Raw genomic sequence first — 18,481 nt, 5'->3', positions numbered from 1 at the left:
GGCCCCCGCTTCGGCGGGGGCCCTTTCGCTGTGCGGGGCCGATGTCAGCTGGTGATGACCTGCGCGGTGCCCACCGCCGCGTCGGGGCCCATCTCGTCTGCGATGCGGTTGGCCTCGTCGATGAGCGTCTGCACGATCTCGGCCTCGGGCACGGTCTTGATGACCTGGCCCTTGACGAAGATCTGGCCCTTGCCGTTGCCGCTCGCGACTCCGAGGTCGGCGTCGCGCGCCTCGCCGGGACCGTTGACGACGCAGCCCATGACCGCGACGCGCAGCGGCACCGTCATGTCCTTGAGGCCCTCGGTGACGTTGTCGGCCAGCGAATAGACGTCGACCTGAGCGCGGCCGCACGACGGGCACGACACGATCTCGAGCTTGCGCTCGCGCAGGTTCAGCGACTGCAGGATCTGGTGGCCGACCTTGACCTCTTCGGCCGGCGGCGCCGACAGCGACACGCGGATCGTGTCGCCGATGCCCTCGGCGAGCAGGATGCCGAACGCCGTCGCGCTCTTGATGGTGCCCTGGAAGGCCGGTCCCGCCTCGGTGACGCCCAGGTGCAGCGGCCAGTCGCCGCGCTCGGCGAGCTGCCGGTAGGCCTTCACCATGACGATGGGGTCGTTGTGCTTGACCGAGATCTTGAAGTCGTGGAAGTCGTGCTCCTCGAACAGCGACGCCTCCCACACGGCGCTCTCGACGAGCGCCTCGGGGGTGGCTTTGCCGTACTTCTCGAGCAGGCGCTTGTCGAGCGACCCGGCGTTCACGCCGATGCGCAGCGAGACTCCCGCCGCCTGCGCCGCCTTCGCGATCGCGCCGACCTGGTCGTCGAACTTGCGGATGTTGCCCGGGTTCACGCGCACGGCGGCGCAGCCGGCGTCGATCGCCTGGAAGACGTACTTCGGCTGGAAGTGGATGTCGGCGATGACCGGGATCTGGCTCTTCTTCGCGATGATGTGGAGGACATCGGCGTCGTCCTGGCTCGGCACCGCGACGCGCACGATCTCGCAGCCGGATGCCGTCAGCTCGGCGATCTGCTGAAGCGTGGCGTTGATGTTCGTCGTCGGCGTCGTCGTCATCGACTGGACGCTGACGGGCGCGTCGCCGCCGACCAGGACCTTGCCGACCTTGATCTGGCGGGACTTCCGGCGCGGAGCGAGGGTTTCGGGGACCTTCGGCATTCCGATGTTCACAGCAGGCACGCCCCCCAGCCTACGCCGACGACGGCCAACCGGCGGTGGAGGCGGCGTGCCCGACACGTGTAGCTTGGCGCGCATGAGTCTCAGCCACCGACTCACCCGCATGACGGGTCGGGACCCGAACGAACCGCACCGCCAGGCAACGCCCCTGGAGCTGCTGTTCGACCTGACGTTCGTCGTGGCCTTCAGCCAGGCCGCGACGCAGACCGCGCACCTGCTCGAGCTGGGGCATGTCGGCCCCGCGCTCATGGGCTTCTCGCTGGCGGTGTTCGGCATCTCGTGGGCGTGGATCAACTACTCGTGGCTGGCCTCGGCCTACGACAACCAGGACATCTTCTTCCGTGTCGCGACGCTCATCGCGATGGTGGGCGTGCTGATCCTCGCGATGGGCATCCCGCCCGCCTTCCACTCCATCGACGAGGGCGCGCACCTCGACAACGGCCTGCTCGTCGTCGGCTACGTCATCATGCGCGTCGCGACGGTCGCCCTGTGGCTGCGCGCGGCGCGCGACGACCCCGAGCGGCGGGCGACGTGCCTGACGTACGCCGGCTGGGTGTCGGCCGCCCAGGTCGGCTGGATCGCGCTGGTGTTCGCCGATCCGCCGCTGATGGCGACCTTCACCATCGCCGCACTGCTGGTGGCCGCCGAGATCATCGGACCCGTCGTCGCCGAGCACCGGTACGGCGGTACGCCGTGGCACGCTCACCACATCGCCGAGCGATATGGACTGCTCGTCATCATCACGCTCGGCGAGGTCGTGCTGGGCACCATCCTCATCATCTCGGCCGTGGTCGAGGACGAAGGGTGGTCGCTCGAGGCCGGCATCCTCGCCCTGTCCGGCACGGCGCTGGCGTTCGGCATGTGGTGGGTCTACTTCATGATCCCGTCCGCACGCGTGCTCCGCGTGCACCGCAATCGCGCCTTCGCGTGGGGATACGGGCACATGATCCTGTTCGGATCGATCGTCGGCGTCGGCGCCGGACTCCATGTCGCGGCCAATGTCATCGCGCACGTCGCGCACGTCGATGCCCTCTTCGCGATGTGGTGCGTGGCCATCCCGGTCGCGATCTTCCTGATCTGCGTCTACGTCCTCTACTCGCTGCTGCTGATGGAGTTCGATCCCTTCCACCTCTGGCTGTTCGCCGGCTCCCTCGTCGTGCTCGTCCTGAGCATCGTCGCCGTGGGGCTGGGCGCGACTCTGGGCGTGGGACTGCTGATCGCCGCGCTCTCCCCCGTCGTCACGATCGTCGGCTACGAGACGGTCGGACACCGGCACCAGGCCGAGGCCCTCGAGCGGGCGATGGCGTGAGCACGGGCCGCGAGGGCTGTGGTAGTTTCGGCGCATGTCCGCGCACCCCACCTGGTGGCTCACCGCATAGGCGGTGGGCACGCGTGACCATGACCGCCTCCGGGCGGTCTTCTTCGTTTTGGTGACCGCCCCATGACGAAAGACCGAGATGACCGGGCCCGCTGACACCCTCTTCGACCTCGCCGCGCGCGGCGTCCCCTTCGCCCTGATCGCGCGCGACGACGCCTCTGTCGAGGTCCTCACCGGCGACGTCGTCGACGTCGAGCTGCTCGCCGACATCCCGCTCGCCGATGCAGCCGGAGCCCCGCGCGAGGTGCTCGCGCTGGTGCCGTACCGGCAGGTGCGCGAGCGCGGCTTCGCGTGCCACGACGACGATGCGCCGCTGCGGTGCCTGGTCGTCGACGAGCACACCGCGCTCCCCCGCGACGCCGTGCTGGCGGCCCTCCCGACCGCGCCGGTCCCGCTGACGGATGCCGGCTTCGACCTGTCCGACGAGGACTACGCCGAGATCGTCCGCGACGTGATCACGAACGAGATCGGACGCGGCGAGGGAGCCAACTTCGTCATCCGGCGCGACTTCGTCGCCGGCGTCGACGCCGATCCCGTCACGGCCGCCTTCACCTGGTTCCGGGCCCTTCTCGAGCACGAGCGCGGCGCCTACTGGACGTTCCTCGTCGTCACGCCGGGACACATCGCCGTGGGCGCCAGCCCCGAGGCGCATGTCAGCGCGCAGGACGGCATCGTGACGATGAACCCCATCTCGGGCACGTTCCGTCACCCGGCGGGAGGCGCGACGGTCGAGACCCTCAGCGAGTTCCTGGAGTCGACCAAGGAGACCGAGGAGCTCTTCATGGTCGTCGACGAAGAGCTGAAGATGATGAGCGCCGTGTGCTCCGACGGCGGCCGCATCACCGGGCCGCACCTCAAGGAGATGTCGCGCCTGACCCACACCGAGTACATGCTGCGGGGGACGAGCCGCCTCGACCCGCGCGACATCCTGCGCGAGACCATGTTCGCCCCCACGGTCACCGGCTCCCCCATGCAGAACGCGTGCACCGTGATCGCCCGGCACGAGCGCGAGCCGCGGGGCTACTACTCCGGTGTCGCGGCGCTGTTCACGCCGCGCACGGACGACGTCCTCCCCGGCGAACCCACCCACGACCTCGATGCGCCGATCCTCATCCGCACGGCGTACCTCGTGGACGGGCGGCTGCGCGTGCCGGTCGGCGCGACGCTCGTGCGCCACTCGGACCCGTACGGCGAGGTCGGCGAGACGCATGGCAAGGCGGCCGGCGTCCTCGGTGCGATCGGCGCGATCCCGCGCGACGCCGCCGCCGAGGCGGCACGCGACGAGATCGACGAGGACGCCCCCGCTCCGGTCTCGCGCAAGCTCGCCGACGACCCGGGCGTCGCTGCGCTGCTGATGTCGCGCAACGCGCGCCTGGCCGACTTCTGGCTCAATCCGCAAGACCCCGGCGAGTCGGGGCCGTTCGCGGGCCGGTCGGCGCTCGTCATCGACGCCGAGGACCGTTTCACCACGATGCTCGCCCACCAGCTGCGGCACCTCGGGCTCGATGCCCGCATCGTCCCGTGGGACGCGGCATCCGACGAAGACATCGACGACGCCGAGCTCGTCGTGGCCGGTCCCGGCCCGGGCGACCCGCGCGATGAGACCAGCGCCCGCATCCGCCGCATGCGCGAGATCGTGGCGCGGCGGCGCGCGTCGGGACGGCCGCTGCTGGCGGTGTGCCTGAGCCACCAGATCCTCGCCGACGGCCTCGGCGTGGGCCTGGGACCGCTCGACGCGCCGCACCAGGGCCTGCAGAAGACCGTCGACGTGTTCGGGCAGCCGGCGTCCATCGGGTTCTACAACACGTTCACGGCTCGGGTCGCGCCGGGCACCACGCGCGTGGACGGCGCGGAGCTGTCGACGGATGCCGCCGGCGACGTGTACGCGCTGCGCGGCGCCGGCTTCGCGTCGGTGCAGGGCCACCTCGAGTCGATCCTGTCGCGCGACGGCATGACGACCCTCGAGCGGCTCATCACGCACGCGCTCACGCCCGTCGGCGCCTAGCCGGATCGGCGCACGCTCAGGATTCGGGCGGGCGACCCAGCCGACGCTCGAGGAGGCGCCGCTCGGCGGCGTTCGCCGTCAGCTCGAGCGCCCGCAGGTCCGCGGCGAGCGCCTCGTCCTCGCGCCCGAGTTCGCGCAGCAGCGACGCGCGCACGGCATGCCACAGGTGGGCGCCGGCGAGCGCGGGCTCGAGGTCGTCCACCTCGGCGAGGGCGACGTCAGGTCCGTCCACGCGCGCCAGCGCCACCGCGCGGTTGAGCCGCACGAGCGGCGAGCGGTCGTAGGCCAGCAGCATGTCGTACAGCGTGAGCACCTGCAGCCAGTCGGTGCCGGCGTCGCCCGTCGCATCCGCGTGGCACGCCGCGATCGCCGCGTGCAGCTGCCAGCGCCCCGGCCGCCGCAGGGCCGCCGCCGCACGCAGCGACGAGTGCGCCGCGATCATGAGCGAACGGTCCCAGCGCGACCGGTCCTGGTCGCCGAGCAGCACCAGATCGCCGTCGACCGCGCGGGCACTCTCCCGCGCGCGGTGGAACAGCAGCAACGCGACCAGTCCGTGCGCTTCGGCCTCGTCCGGCAGCGACGCGGCAACCACGCGCGCCAGCCAGATCGCGTCGTCGGCGAGGTCTCGGTCGGCGGCGGCATCCCGCCCGTCCATCAGATGCGCCTCGCTGTACATGACCGACACGACCGTCAGCACGATGTCCAGCCGCTCGCGGCGGTCGTCGCCCTCGGGGATCTGGAGCGGGATGCCCGCAGCGGCGATCTTGCGCTTCGCGCGCACGATGCGCTGCTGTACCGTCGGCACCGGCTGGAGCGTTGCGCGGGCGATCTGCGCCGTGGTGAGCCCGACGATCGTTCGCAGCGTCAGCGCGAGCTGCGCGTCGGGCGCGAGCGCCGGGTGGCAGCAGCCGAACAGCAGTGGGAGCCGCTCGTCCGGCTCGGCGGCATCCGTCCCCGCCTCCTCGCGCAGCGGCTCGGCGAGCAGCGTGAGCTTGTCGCGGTACACCCGGTCGCGTCGCAGCCGGTCCATGGCGTTGTGGCGCGCCGCCTCGGTCAGCCACGCTCCGGGGCGGGGCGGGATGCCGCGCACGCGCCACTCCCGCACCGCCTCTTCGACGGCGTCGGCGACGGCCTCCTCGGCCACGTCGAAGCTGCCCAGCCTCCGTGTGAGGGCTGCGACGATGCGCCCCGACTCGGCGCGCACGGTCTCGGAGAGGAGGAGATCGGATGCCGCGGCCGCCGGCTCGTCGCCGGAGTCGCGGGCCGCGGCATCCGCCCCCGTCACTGCTCGAACTGGCTGTAGTCGACGACCATGGGACGGATCTCGACCGAGACGCCCGGCGTCTCGAGGGCCGGCCACGTCTTCGTCATCGCGATGGCCGCGTCGAGGTCGGGGACGTCGATGACGGTGAACCCGCCCACGACCTCCTTGGCCTCCGAGAAGGGGCCGTCGACGACCACGGGTCCCGTGTCGCCGTGAGCGACGGTCGTCGCGGTGGACACCGGCTGGAGCTCGGCGCTGATGCCGGCGAACTTGTCGGAGTGCTCGCCGAACCACTCGTAGATGCGGCCGTAGACCTCCTGCGCGCGGGCGGGGTCCACGGCGTCGTCGAGCTCGGGCGTGGACGTGAACATGAGGACGTACTTCACGGTGACGTTCCTTTCGTCAGGGGAACCGTTTCATCCCCACAGCGAACGGACAAGCCCCGGATCGACATGCGCCGGCGAATCCGTCACCCGAGCAGCGAGATCGGGTTCACGAGGTCCGAGATGATCAGCACGGCGCCCATCGCGATCAGGGCGACGACGACGACGAAGGTCGCCGGCACGAGCCGCGTCGCGTCGACCGGCTTCGGAGCCGCGCGCCCGGTCAGCTTCGCCCACGCGCGCTTGATGCCGTCCCACAGCGCCACGGCGATGTGGCCGCCGTCCAGCGGCAGCAGCGGCACCATGTTGAACACGAACAGCGCGATGTTCAGGGATGCGAGCAGCGAGAGGAAGCCGGCGACGCGGTTGAGGATCGGCGCGTCGGCGGCCGCCACTTCGCCGGCGATGAAGCCCGCGCCGACGACGCTCAGCGGGCCGTTGGGGTCGCGCTCCTGCCCGGTGATCGTGTCGACGCCCGTCTCCCACACCTTCACCGGCAGCTGCCAGATGAGGTTCGCGACGGCGCCGACGTTCTGCGCGGCGACGACGGGCGCCTCCCACAGCGGGGCGCGCAGGTAGTCGACCTCCTGCCGGATGCCGACGAAGCCGACCTCCTCGGTCACGGTCTCGCCGTTCTCGTCGACGACGACCTGACCCTGCGCGTCGGTGGCGGCGCGCTCGACCGCGAGCGGCGTCAGGGTGAGCGTCTGTTCGGCGCCGTCGCGCTCGATCACCACCGGGATAGGCTCTCCGGCGGATTCCTGGATGATGGCGGATGCCTCGGCGAACGTCTCCACCGGCTCGCCGTCGACGGCCACCAGCACGTCGCCGGGCTCGATGCCGGCCGCCGCGGCAGGAGCGACGGGATCGTCGGCGGTGCACTCGGTGCGCTCGGCGTCGGCGGGGATGATGCACTGGCTGACGCTCTGGACCGTCGTCGTCGCCGTCTGGAGGCCGATGCCGCTGAGCAGGATCGCGAACAGCACGACGGCCAGCAGCAGGTTCATGAGAGGGCCGCCGAGCATGATGACGACGCGCTTCCACACCGGCAGGCGGTAGAACACGCGGGTGTCGTCGCCCGCCTCGAGGGTCTCGTCGTTGGCGGCGCGGGCGTCCTGCACCATCGTCGCGAAGAAGCCGCCGCCGGCGCGGCCCGACCCGGCTCGCGCGGCCTCCTGGGGAGACGGCGGGTACATCCCCGCCATCGAGATGTAGCCGCCGAGCGGGATCGCCTTGATGCCGTACTCGGTCTCGCCCCGGCGGCGCGACCACAGCGTGGGACCGAAGCCGACCATGTACTGGCCGACGCGCACGCCGAACTTCTTGGCGGGCACGAGGTGCCCGATCTCGTGCAGGGCGATCGAGACGGCGAGCCCCACGATCATGAGGACCAGGCCGATGACGAACGCGATCGCTTCCACACGAACACGGTACCCGCGCCGCGCTTTGAGTTCGCCGCGAAGTCGCTCTGCACATGACCGCGGCGGTGCGTCCGCGGGTGAGAAGATGGTTCCGACATGCCGACAGACGCCCCCTCGAATCTGCCCCCCGTGCTGCGCCCGGAGCACCCGCCCGTCCACGCGCTGAGCGATCTCGCAGCCCGCTTCGGGAGCGAGGTGCGCGGCGACGCCGCGGGCGTCGAGCTCACCGGCATCACGCTGGCGACCGCCGATCTGCGGCCCGGTGAAGCCTTCGTCGCGATCCGCGGCGGCACGCGCCACGGCGCCGAGTTCGCGGCCGCCGCCGCCGAGAAGGGGGCCGTCGCGGTCATCACCGACGCCGCCGGCGCCGATCTCGCCGATTCCGCGGGCCTGCCGATCGTCGTGGTGGAGCACCCCCGCGCGCTGCTGGGCGATCTGTCGGCCTGGGTGTACGGCACGGGCCCCGGCGACGACATCCCGCTGCTGTTCGGCACGACGGGCACGAACGGCAAGACGAGCGTGTCGCATCTGCTCGAGGGCATCCTCGAGCAGCTCGGCGTCGTCACCGGCCTGTCGTCGACCGCCGAGCGCCACATCGCCGGCGAGGTCATCGTCTCGCGGCTGACCACGCCCGAGGCATCCGAGTTCCACGCGCTCCTCGCGCTGATGCGCGAGCGCGGGGTCGAGGCCGTGGCGGTCGAGGTGAGCGCGCAGGCTCTCAGCCGGCATCGCGTCGACGGACTCGTCTTCGACGTCGCCGGCTTCACGAATCTCAGCCACGACCACCTCGACGACTACGCCGACATGCGCGAGTACTTCGAGGCGAAGATGCCGCTGTTCCGGCCGGACCGCTCGAAGCGCGCCGTCATCTGCCTGGACTCCGAGTACGGGCCCGAGGTCGCCGAGCGCTGCGAGGTGCCCGCGGTCACCATCGCGACGCCCGCGATCGCGTTCGAGGCGGAGGCCGCGGCGTCCGCGGACTGGATCGTCGACATCATCGACGAGCGCCAGGACGGCACCGAGTTCTCGCTGACGGCGCGCGACGGGCGCACCCTCACGACGGTCGTCCCGGTCATCGGGCGCCACATGGCCGCCAACGCCGGGCTCGCGATCGTGATGCTGCTCGAGGGCGGCTACCGGTGGGAGCGCCTGACCTCGGCGCTGGACGGCGGCCGCATCGAAGCGTACCTTCCCGGGCGCACGCAACTGGTGTCGGGCGAACGCGGTCCCGCGATCTACGTCGACTTCGGCCACTCCCCCGACGCGTTCGAGAAGACGCTCGCCGCGATCCGGCGCGTGACGCCGGGGAAGACCGTCATGCTGTTCGGCGCCGACGGCGACCGCGACGCGACCAAGCGCCACGATATGGGGCGCACCGCCGTCGAGGGCAGCGACATCCTCGTGATCACCGACCACCACCCGCGCTTCGAGGACCCCGACTCGATCCGCGCGACGCTCATCGAGGGTGCACGACGCGCGCGACCCGAGGCCGAGATCCTGGAGTTCTCGCCGCCCGAGCGCGCCATCGTCGAGACGGTGGCGCGAGTGGGCGACGGCGACGCGGTCCTGTGGGCCGGCCCGGGGCACCAGGACTACCGGGACATCCGGGGCGTGCGCACACCGTACTCCGCGCGCGAGCTCGCCCGCCGGGCGCTGCGGGCGGCCGGCTGGCCCGTGCCGGATCCCCATTGGCCGGTGCCGTATCCGGACGATCACGTCGTCATCTCGGATCCGCTGCGACCCTTCGACTTCCCCGCTTCCTGAACCGGCGCGCACCCCTCTCACGCGCGCGCGAGGGCTTTGTGGTCTGACCACAAAGCCCTCGCGCGTATCCCGGCCCGCTGTTGTGGAATCCGTGCATCTTGATATGTGGTCTGACCACATGGAGTAGCCTGAGATCACGGCACGCCGGAAGGCTCCCCACGAGGGCCTGCGAACCGACGCGACCGACCAGTCGACGAAGAAGGAATCGTGTCATGAGCATCGCAGAAGCAGCACCCGCCACCCCCGGGTCGCAGCACGACCAGGTCCCCACGGCATGGGCGGGATTCGTCCCCGGCCCCTGGCAGGACGCCATCGACGTGCGCGACTTCATCCAGCGCAACCTCACGCCCTACGACGGCGACGCGGCGTTCCTCGCCGGACCCACCGAGCGCACGACGCGCGTGTGGGACACCCTGAGCGCCATGTTCCCCGAGGAGCGCGAGAAGGGCGTCTACGACGTCGACCCGCACACCCCCGCCGGCATCACCGCCCACGGCCCCGGCTACATCAGCGATGACGACCACGTGATCGTCGGGCTCCAGACCGACGCTCCCCTGAAGCGGGCCATCATGCCCAACGGCGGCTGGCGCATGGTCGAGACCGCGCTCGACACCTACGGCTACGAGGTCGACCAGACCCTCAAGACGGTCTTCACCGAGTACCGCAAGACGCACAACCAGGGCGTCTTCGACGTCTACCCGCCCAAGGTCCGCGCCGCCCGCAGCGCCCACATCGTCACCGGCCTGCCCGACGCGTACGGCCGCGGCCGGATCATCGGCGACTACCGCCGCGTCGCCCTCTACGGCGTCGACGGCCTCATCGCCGCGAAGAAGCTCGACAAGCTCGACCTCGACACCCGCCCCTTCTCGGACAAGGTCGCGCGCGAGCGCGAGGAGCACGCGGAGCAGCTGCGGGCCCTCGTCGAGCTCAAGCAGATGGCGGCGAGCTACGGCGTGGACATCTCGGGCCCGGCGACCACGGCCGCCGAGGCCGTGCAATGGCTGTACTTCGGCTACCTCGCCTCGGTCAAGGAGCAGAACGGCGCGGCGATGTCGCTCGGCCGCACCTCGACGTTCCTCGACGTCTACATCGAGCGCGACCTCGCCGCCGGCACCCTCACCGAGGAGCGGGCCCAGGAGCTCGTCGACGACTTCGTGATCAAGCTGCGGATCGTCCGGTTCCTGCGCACCCCCGAGTACGATGCACTGTTCTCCGGCGACCCGACGTGGGTCACCGAGACGATCGGCGGCATCGGCGAGGACGGCCGCTCGATGGTCACCAAGAACTCGTTCCGGTTCCTGCAGACGCTGTACAACCTGGGGCCCGCGCCCGAGCCGAACATGACGGTCTTCTGGTCGAGCAAGCTCCCGCAGGGGTTCAAGGACTTCTGCGCGCAGGTCTCGATCGACACCTCGGCGGTGCAGTACGAGTCCGACGACCTCATCCGCTGCCGGTGGGGCGACGACGCGGCCATCGCGTGCTGCGTCTCGCCCATGCGCGTCGGCAAGCAGATGCAGTTCTTCGGCGCCCGCGTGAACCTCGCCAAGGCGCTGCTGTACGCCATCAACGGCGGCCGTGACGAGGTCAGCGGCAAGCAGGTCTCCCCCGCGGCCGCGCCCGTCGCCGACGCGATGCTGGACTACGACGACGTCATGGCCCGCTTCGACAAGACGATGGACTGGCTCGCCGACACCTACGTCGAGGCGCTCAACTGCATCCACTGGTCGCACGACAAGTACGCGTACGAGCGCATCGAGATGGCGCTGCACGACAAGAACGTGATGCGCACGATGGCCTGCGGCATCGCCGGGCTGTCGGTCGCGGCCGACTCGCTCGCGGCGATCAAGTACGCCGCCGTGACGCCCGTCTTCGACGAGCGCGGCATCGTGGTCGACTACGAGACCGAGGGCGAGTTCCCCACGTTCGGCAACGACGACGACCGCGCCGACGACATCGCGGTGGACCTCGTGGAGCGGTTCATGGCGAAGGTGCGCACGCACCCGACCTACCGCGACGCGGTGCCGACGCAGTCGGTGCTGACGATCACGTCGAACGTCGTGTACGGCAAGGCCACGGGCTCGACCCCCGACGGCCGCCGCGCCGGCGAGCCGTTCGCCCCGGGCGCGAACCCGATGAACGGGCGCGACACGCACGGCATGCTCGCCTCGGCGCTGTCGGTGGCGAAGCTGCCGTACAGCGAGGCCGAGGACGGCATCTCGCTGACCAACACGGTGGTCCCCTCGGGCCTGGGCCGCACGAAGGACGAGCAGGTGGCCAACCTCAGCGGTCTGCTGGACGCCTACATCGGCGCCAACGGCTACCACATGAACGTCAACGTGCTGAACCGCGAGACGCTCGAGGACGCCATGGAGCACCCGGAGAACTACCCGCAGCTGACGATCCGCGTCTCGGGCTACGCCGTCAACTTCGTCCGTCTCACCCGCGAGCAGCAGCTCGACGTGCTGTCTCGCACCTTCCACGGATCGATGTGATCCGGATGACCTGCCAGATCACCGCACCGGTTCGGCCGGGCCAGGACGTGCGACTCGACGCTCCGTCGATCCGCCCGGCCCGCCGCGCCGGCGCGGGTCTGGACGGTCTGGCCGTCCGGGACGTCGACCGCGACGAGCGCCTCGCTGCGATGCGCGCAGGTGAGCTCGGATCCGTTCACTCGTGGGAACTGGTCACAGCGGTCGACGGTCCCGGCACGCGCCTCACGGTCTTCCTCAGCGGATGCCCGCTGCGTTGCCTGTACTGCCACAACCCCGACACGATGAAGATGAAGGACGGCGAGCCGGTCACCGCCGACGAGCTGCTGGCCCGCGTCCGCCGGTACCTCGGGGTGTTCTCCGCCACCGGCGGCGGCCTCACGCTGTCCGGCGGCGAGGTGCTCATGCAGCCGGCGTTCGCCGCGCGCATCCTGCGCGGTGCGAAGGAGATGGGCGTGCACACCACGCTCGACACGTCCGGCTTCCTCGGCGCGAACGCCACCGACGCGATGCTCGAGGACACCGACCTGGTGCTGCTCGACGTCAAGTCGGGCGTCCCCGACACCTACCGGAAGGTCACCGGCCGCGACCTCGAGCCGACCCTGGCCTTCGGCCGCCGCATCGCCGAGCGCGGCGCCGACGGTCACGGCCCCGAGGTGTGGATCCGCTTCGTGCTCGTCCCCGGTCTCACCGACGACGCCGAGAACGTCGAGCGGGTGGCGGAGTACGCCGCCTCTCTCAACGAGATCCACGCGGGCACCGTCTCGCGCGTCGAAGTGCTGCCGTTCCACCAGATGGGCCGCGACAAGTGGCACGCGGCCGGCCTCGAGTACGCGCTCGACGACGTCGAGCCGCCCACTCCCGAGCTCGTCGACGAGGTGCGCGCGCGGTTCCGCGCCCACGGCCTCACGACCTACTGACCGGGTCCCGTCTCAGCGGGCCGCGATCGCACGGTCGGCGGCGTCCCGCGCCCAGGCCTCGGCGTCGGCGAGCGTCTCGCGCGTGAGCTCACCCGGCGCCTCGTGCTCGTCGACGATCGCCGCGACGGTCTCGACGATGCCGGGGAACGACAGCTTCCCGTCGTGGAAGGCGTCCACCGCCTGCTCGTTCGCCGCGTTGAAGACGGCCGGGTAGGTCCCGCCCGCGCCGCCGACCTGCTTGGCGAGGCGCACGGCGGGGAAGGCCTCGTCGTCGAGCGGCTCGAAGGTCCACGCCGTCGCGGTCGTCCAGTCCAGCGGCGCGCCCACGCCCGCCACGCGGTGCGGCCAGTCGAGGCCCAACGAGATGGGCAGGCGCATGTCGGGCGGCGAGGCCTGCGCGATCGTCGACCCGTCGACGAACTCCACCATCGAGTGCACGATCGACTGCGGATGCACGACGACGTCGATCTCGTCGTAGGGCACATCGAAGAGCAGGTGCGCCTCGATCACCTCGAGCCCCTTGTTCACCAGCGTCGCCGAGTTCGTCGTCACCACACGGCCCATGTCCCATGTCGGATGCGCGAGGGCCTGCGCAGGGGTCACCGAGGCGAGCTCGTCGCGCGAGCGCCCCCGGAAGGGACCGCCGGATGCCGTGAGCACCAGCCGCCGGACCTCGCCGGGCTCGCCCGACCGGAGCGCCTGTGCGATCGCGGAATGCTCGGAGTCGACGGGCACGATCTGTCCCGGCTGCGCGATCTTGGTCACGAGATCGCCGCCGACGATGAGCGACTCCTTGTTCGCCAGGGCCAGCGTCCGCCCGGCCTCGAGCGCGGCGAGCGTGGGGCCGAGGCCCACCGAGCCGGTGATGCCGTTGAGGACGACATCCGCCTCGACATCGCGCACCAGCTGCTCCGCCTCGACCGCGCCGAGCGCGGTGTGCTCGACGCCGAACTCGGCGGCCTGCGCCGCGACGCCGGCGCGATCCCGGCCGGCGGCCAGGCCCACGACCTCGAACCGAGCAGGGTTGGCGCGGATGACGTCCAGCGCCTGGGTGCCGATCGACCCGGTGGAGCCGAGGATGAGGATGCGGCGCATCCCGTCAGCCTACCGACCGCGGGACGCGCCGCATCGCGCGGGTCACTGGTCGCCGCGCGCGGTCTCGACGATCTCGATGACGAACACGAGCGTCTCGCCGGCGAGCTCGTTGGTACTCGACCCCGCCTCGCCGTAGGCGCAGGCCGGGGGCATCGACACGAGCACGGTGGAGCCGACCGTCTGGCCCTCCAGCGCCCGCTGGAAGCCCGAGACGACGCCGGTCGTGGGGAAGGTCGCCGGCTCGCCGCGCTCGTAGCTGGAGTCGAACGTCTCGCCGTCGCTCCACGTCACGCCCAGGTAGTCGACGGTCACATTGTCGCCGGACTCGACGACCTCGCCGTCGCCCGCCTCGAGCACCTCGACCTCGACGCCCTCGGGGGCGTCGGCATCCGGAATGGTCACGGTCGGGTTGCCGTCGGCGTCGAACTCGACGGTCGGGAAGGCGTCGCCGGGCTCGGAGACCGAGCACCAGGCGTCTGCTGCCGTGACGTCCAGGACGTCGATCACGTAGACCTGCGCGCCGCTGCCGGCATCCGGAATGGTCATCACGAGGCGCGAGCCGGCGGTCGCGCAGCCGAAGAAGGTGTCGGGGCCTCCGCCGACGCTGATCTGCATGGCCGGGAGCGCGGTGCCGCCGAAGCCGGCCTCCTGCAGGCTCTCGCCGGTCGTGGCGTCGAAGATCGCCAGCGCGTAGGAGACGTAGGCGCCCTCGGTGATCTGCGCGCCGTCGCCTTCGACGGCCACGGTGCGCTCGGCGCTGACGATGTCCAGCGGCGCTTCGAACTCGACGGTCGGCGACTGGCCGACCTCACCGCTGACCGAGATCGACTCGGCGGTCTCGCCGGTGGGCGCGGCGACCGCGCACAGGTCGGCGGATGCCGAGGCGGTCGCCTCGGGCGTCGACTCGGTTCCGGCCGATGTGCATCCCGTCAGGACGAGCACGGACAGCGCGGCGACGGATACGGCGGAGAGCAGGCGGATGCGCACGATGAGACCTCGGGGGTGGTGTGTGGGAACACTCCATCCTCCCTCATGTCGGCGGCCCGCGTGCTGAGAGTCGGCTATGCCGAATGTGGTATCGAAGACCCGATAGCCTCGACTGGTGACTTCCGAGGAGACACCCGAACCCCGCGAAGACGAGAACACGGCGCCCGAGCCGGCCACGGTCCACATGGGGATCACGTACGCGCTGGGTCGCGTCGTGATCACGCCGCTCGCGCGCCTCGTGTACCGCCCGCACATCGAGGGGCGCGCGAACGTGCCGAAGTCGGGCCCCGTGATCTTCGCGAGCAACCACCTGTCGTTCATCGATTCGATCGCCATCCCGGTCGCAGCGCCCCGCCCGGTGCACTTCCTGGCGAAGGCGAGCTACTTCGAGGGCCCCGGCTTCTCGGGCTGGGCGCAGCGCGAGTTCTTCACCGCGATCGGGGCGATCCCCGTCCAGCGCGGCGCCGGACAGGCGGCGCTGGACGCACTCGACCAGCAGCGGCGGCTCCTCGACTCCGGGAGCGCCGTCGCGCTGTACCCCGAGGGCACGCGGTCGCTCGACGGGCGTCTGTACAAGGGCCGGACGGGCGTGGCCTTCCTCGCCCTGCAGACCGGAGCGCCGGTCGTGCCGGTGGGGCTGATCGGCACCGACAAGGTCATGCCGGTGGGACAGCGGATGCCGTCGCTCAAGCACCGCATCACGGTCAGGTTCGGCGAGCCGCTCGACCTCGCGCACCACGGCCCGGCGACGTCGGGGCGCGCCCGCCGGCTCGCCACCGACGACATCATGTCGGCCATCCACGCGCTGTCCGGCCAGGAGCTCGCCGGCGCCTACAACGAGGTTCCGCCGCACGGCGCGATCGACCGCATCAAGCAGGCGCTGCCGCACGAGCGGCGCTGACGCTCCGTCCCGCCGTCAGCCGGCGACGATCTCGATCACGGGTTCGTGCCGCACCGGGAAGTTCACCGAGTTGGCGATGAAGCACCAGCCGTGCGCCGTCTCGTGCGCGGCGAGCGCGGCGTCGCGCATCGCCGCGTCCGCGATCGTGACCCGCGGGCGCAGCACGACCTCGTGGAACCGGCCGGCGCCGCTCCCGTCCTCGCGCATGAGCCCGGATGCGTCGTCCTCGTACGCGAGCACGACGACGCCGGCCTGCACGCACGCGTGGAGGTACGACAGCAGGTGGCACTCGCTCAGGGCCGCCACGAGCATGTCCTCGGGGTTCCACCGCGCCGGGTCGCCGCGGAACGGCTTGTCGGCGGACGCGAGCAGTTCGGGCTTGCCCTCGACCGAGATGCTCACCGCGCGGTCGTAGTCGCGGTAGCCGCTGGTGCCCGTGCCCCGGTCACCGGTCCACACGCTCCGGACACGGTATCGATGCTCGCCGAACATAGAGGACAGTCTGTCACGCGGTTCGGCGCCCGCCCGGCGATAGGCTGACCTGGTGCCGCACACGTTCGCCGTCTCGCAAGCCGTCGAACTCGCCGTTGTCGAGCGCAGCGGATTCGTCGAGTCCCGCCACGCCGGATCGGCGGTCGTCATGACCCCCGACGGCGCGATCGCGGAGTCGCTCGGCGACCCGTCAGCGCTCATCCTCCCCCGTTCGACCCTCAAGCCCCTGCAGGCGCTCGCGATGCTCTCGGCGGGTGCGCCGCTGGAGGGCGAGGCCCTCGGTCTCGCGACGGCGAGCCACTCGGGCACCGACCGCCACGTGGGCGTCGTCCGCGACATCCTCGGCGCGGCCGGCGTCGGCGAGGACGACCTCGGCTGCCCGCCCGCCTGGCCGCTCGATCGCGCCGCCCGGGACGAGCTCGTGCGCGATCACGCCGAACCGGCCCGCGTGCGCATGAACTGCTCCGGCAAGCACGCCGCGATGCTCCTGACGTGCGCGACGGCCGGCTGGAGCACGTCGGGCTACCTCGACCCCGAGCATCCTCTGCAGGTGCACATCCGCGACGTCGTCGAGCGGCTCATCGGCGAGAAGGTCGCCGCGACCGCCGTCGACGGCTGCGGCGCCCCGGTCCACGCCATGAGCCTGTTCGGTCTCGCCAAGGCGATCCACCGCATCGGCACGTCCTCGACCACGTCGCCGTTCGCCCTCCACCGCAGCGCGGGGACCCTGGTGCAGACGGTCCGCGAGCACCCGTGGACGATCCATGGTCCCGGGCGGCCCGACACCGTCGTCATCGAGCGCCTGGGGGTCTTCGCCAAGCACGGCGCCGAAGGCGTGCTCGCCGTCGTCGCGCCCGACGGCACGACGGTCGCCCTCAAGATGCTGGACGGCAGTCCGCGGGCCGCCCACGTGGTCGCCCTGCGCCTCCTCGAGCGGGCCGGCGCACTCGCGGCGCCGGACGTCGCCGACGCGGTGACAGGGCTCGGCACGACCGTCATGGGCGGCGAAGAGATCGTCGGGGCCATCCGCCCCGTCTTCTAGAGCGCTCCCCACCCGGGGGCGGAAAGGAAATGCGATGAGGATCGGCGTCCCCACCGAGGTGAAGAACAACGAGTACCGCGTGGCGCTCACGCCCGCCGGAGTCCACGACCTGGTCACGTCCGGCCACGAGGTGCTCGTGCAGCGCGGCGCCGGCGACGGATCGTCGATGCCCGACGCCGAGTACGTCGCGGCGGGTGCGACGCTGTGCGAGGACGCCGAGACGGTGTGGTCGGGCGCCGAGCTGCTGCTGAAGGTCAAGGAGCCGGTCGCGAGCGAGTACGGCCACTTCCGCGAGGACCTGGTGCTGTTCACCTACCTCCACCTGGCCGCCGATCTCCCTCTCACCGAGCGTCTGGTGGCCAGCCGCACGACCGCGATCGCGTACGAGACGGTGCAGCTGCCGACCGGCGGACTGCCGCTGCTGGCCCCGATGAGCGAGGTCGCGGGTCGCCTCGCCCCGCAGGTGGGCGCCGCGACCCTCATGCGCTCGGCCGGGGGCCTGGGTCTTCTCATGTCGGGGGTTCCGGGCACGCGCCCGGCACGCGTGACGGTCATCGGCGGCGGCGTCGCCGGCGCCAACGCCGCCGTGATCGCCGCGGGACTCGGCGCCGACGTCACCGTCTTCGACACCAACGTGCAGCGCCTGCGCTACCTGGACGACCATTTCCAGGGGCGCGTCAAGACGGCCGCGTCGAACCCGCTCGATCTGGACCGGGCGGTCGTGGACTCCGATCTCGTGATCGGCTCGGTGCTGATCCCCGGAGCGAAGGCCCCGAAGCTCGTCACCAACGAGATGGTGAGCCGGATGCGGCCGGGCTCGGTGCTCGTGGACATCGCGGTCGACCAGGGCGGATGCTTCGAGGACACGCGGCCCACCACGCACGCCGACCCGACGTTCCCGGTCCACCAGAGCGTGTTCTACTGCGTCGCGAACATGCCCGGCGCCGTGCCGAACACGTCGACGTCGGCACTGACCAACGCCACGCTCCCCTACATCCGCAGGATCGCGCGTGTCGGGTGGCAGGAGGCCCTGCGCTCGGACCCGGCGCTCGCGGCCGGTCTGAACACGGTGGCCGGAACCGTCGTGAGCGCCGGCGTCGCGGCGGCGCACGGGATGCCGCTGGCCGCCTGGAGCTGAGCCGAGCGC

General features: G+C 71.4%; 15 protein-coding genes. 8 read left to right on the top strand and 7 right to left on the bottom strand.

From position 1 onward, the window contains the following. Window positions 1–44: 44 nt before the first annotated feature. Window positions 45–1,196, bottom strand: a complete 1,152-nt coding sequence (gene ispG / locus HD594_RS08815; protein WP_184750615.1) for a flavodoxin-dependent (E)-4-hydroxy-3-methylbut-2-enyl-diphosphate synthase — start codon at window positions 1,194–1,196, stop codon at window positions 45–47. 73 nt (window positions 1,197–1,269) lie between these two features. On the opposite strand from ispG, the gene HD594_RS08810 reads away from it, so the two are divergent. Together HD594_RS08810 and HD594_RS08805 are read left to right on the top strand one after the other, a co-directional pair. Further along, entirely contained in the window at window positions 1,270–2,502 is a 1,233-nt protein-coding gene (locus HD594_RS08810; RefSeq protein WP_221446587.1) for a low temperature requirement protein A, read from the top strand. A gap of 148 nt (window positions 2,503–2,650) precedes the next feature. Next, the gene (locus HD594_RS08805) at window positions 2,651–4,576 is read left to right on the top strand and encodes an anthranilate synthase family protein (protein WP_184750614.1); all 1,926 of its coding nucleotides are present in this window, start codon (window positions 2,651–2,653) and stop codon (window positions 4,574–4,576) included. Between the two features lie 16 nt (window positions 4,577–4,592). Here HD594_RS08805 and HD594_RS08800 read toward each other — a convergent pair whose 3' ends face one another. From HD594_RS08800 to HD594_RS08790, 3 genes are all read right to left on the bottom strand, one after another. Beyond that, window positions 4,593–5,861, bottom strand: coding sequence for an RNA polymerase sigma factor (locus HD594_RS08800; RefSeq protein ID WP_184750613.1), 1,269 nt, complete (start codon window positions 5,859–5,861; stop codon window positions 4,593–4,595). Further along, window positions 5,858–6,226 (bottom strand): YciI family protein, encoded by a 369-nt coding sequence (locus tag HD594_RS08795; RefSeq protein WP_184750612.1) that lies wholly within the window; start codon window positions 6,224–6,226, stop codon window positions 5,858–5,860. Before HD594_RS08795 ends, HD594_RS08800 begins: the two co-directional genes overlap by 4 nt. Window positions 6,227–6,309: 83 nt before the next feature. After that, on the bottom strand, window positions 6,310–7,644 hold the full coding sequence (locus HD594_RS08790) for a M50 family metallopeptidase (protein ID WP_184750611.1): 1,335 nt from the start codon (window positions 7,642–7,644) through the stop codon (window positions 6,310–6,312). A gap of 96 nt (window positions 7,645–7,740) precedes the next feature. Between HD594_RS08790 and HD594_RS08785 the strand changes: the two genes are divergently transcribed. From HD594_RS08785 to pflA, 3 genes are all read left to right on the top strand, one after another. Then, on the top strand, window positions 7,741–9,408 hold the full coding sequence (locus tag HD594_RS08785; RefSeq protein WP_184750610.1) for a Mur ligase family protein: 1,668 nt from the start codon (window positions 7,741–7,743) through the stop codon (window positions 9,406–9,408). Between the two features lie 212 nt (window positions 9,409–9,620). Then, window positions 9,621–11,900: a formate C-acetyltransferase gene (pflB, locus tag HD594_RS08780; RefSeq protein ID WP_184750609.1), complete on the top strand. Its 2,280-nt coding sequence runs from the start codon at window positions 9,621–9,623 to the stop codon at window positions 11,898–11,900. Between the two features lie 5 nt (window positions 11,901–11,905). Continuing rightward, a complete protein-coding gene (gene pflA, locus HD594_RS08775) occupies window positions 11,906–12,817 on the top strand; it encodes a pyruvate formate-lyase-activating protein (RefSeq protein WP_184750608.1) in 912 nt (303 codons plus the stop codon). Between the two features lie 12 nt (window positions 12,818–12,829). Here pflA and dxr read toward each other — a convergent pair whose 3' ends face one another. Beyond that, a complete protein-coding gene (gene dxr, locus HD594_RS08770) occupies window positions 12,830–13,912 on the bottom strand; it encodes a 1-deoxy-D-xylulose-5-phosphate reductoisomerase (protein ID WP_184750606.1) in 1,083 nt (360 codons plus the stop codon). A gap of 42 nt (window positions 13,913–13,954) precedes the next feature. After that, complete coding sequence (locus HD594_RS17850) at window positions 13,955–14,899, bottom strand: FKBP-type peptidyl-prolyl cis-trans isomerase (protein WP_184750604.1); 945 nt, start codon at window positions 14,897–14,899, stop codon at window positions 13,955–13,957. Between the two features lie 115 nt (window positions 14,900–15,014). On the opposite strand from HD594_RS17850, the gene HD594_RS08760 reads away from it, so the two are divergent. After that, window positions 15,015–15,800, top strand: a complete 786-nt coding sequence (locus HD594_RS08760; RefSeq protein ID WP_373877194.1) for a lysophospholipid acyltransferase family protein — start codon at window positions 15,015–15,017, stop codon at window positions 15,798–15,800. Between the two features lie 15 nt (window positions 15,801–15,815). Here HD594_RS08760 and HD594_RS08755 read toward each other — a convergent pair whose 3' ends face one another. Then, a complete protein-coding gene (locus HD594_RS08755; protein WP_184750602.1) occupies window positions 15,816–16,292 on the bottom strand; it encodes an OsmC family protein in 477 nt (158 codons plus the stop codon). A gap of 52 nt (window positions 16,293–16,344) precedes the next feature. Here HD594_RS08755 and HD594_RS08750 point away from each other — a divergent pair, with 52 nt between their 5' ends. Beyond that, complete coding sequence (locus tag HD594_RS08750) at window positions 16,345–17,334, top strand: asparaginase (protein WP_184750600.1); 990 nt, start codon at window positions 16,345–16,347, stop codon at window positions 17,332–17,334. A gap of 34 nt (window positions 17,335–17,368) precedes the next feature. Continuing rightward, window positions 17,369–18,472: an alanine dehydrogenase gene (gene ald, locus HD594_RS08745; RefSeq protein WP_184750598.1), complete on the top strand. Its 1,104-nt coding sequence runs from the start codon at window positions 17,369–17,371 to the stop codon at window positions 18,470–18,472. Window positions 18,473–18,481: the final 9 nt, after the last annotated feature.

Origin of the sequence: Microbacterium thalassium (assembly GCF_014208045.1) — a bacterium.
GTDB lineage: Bacteria > Actinomycetota > Actinomycetes > Actinomycetales > Microbacteriaceae > Microbacterium > Microbacterium thalassium.
This window is presented reverse-complemented; position numbering and strand designations above follow the sequence as displayed.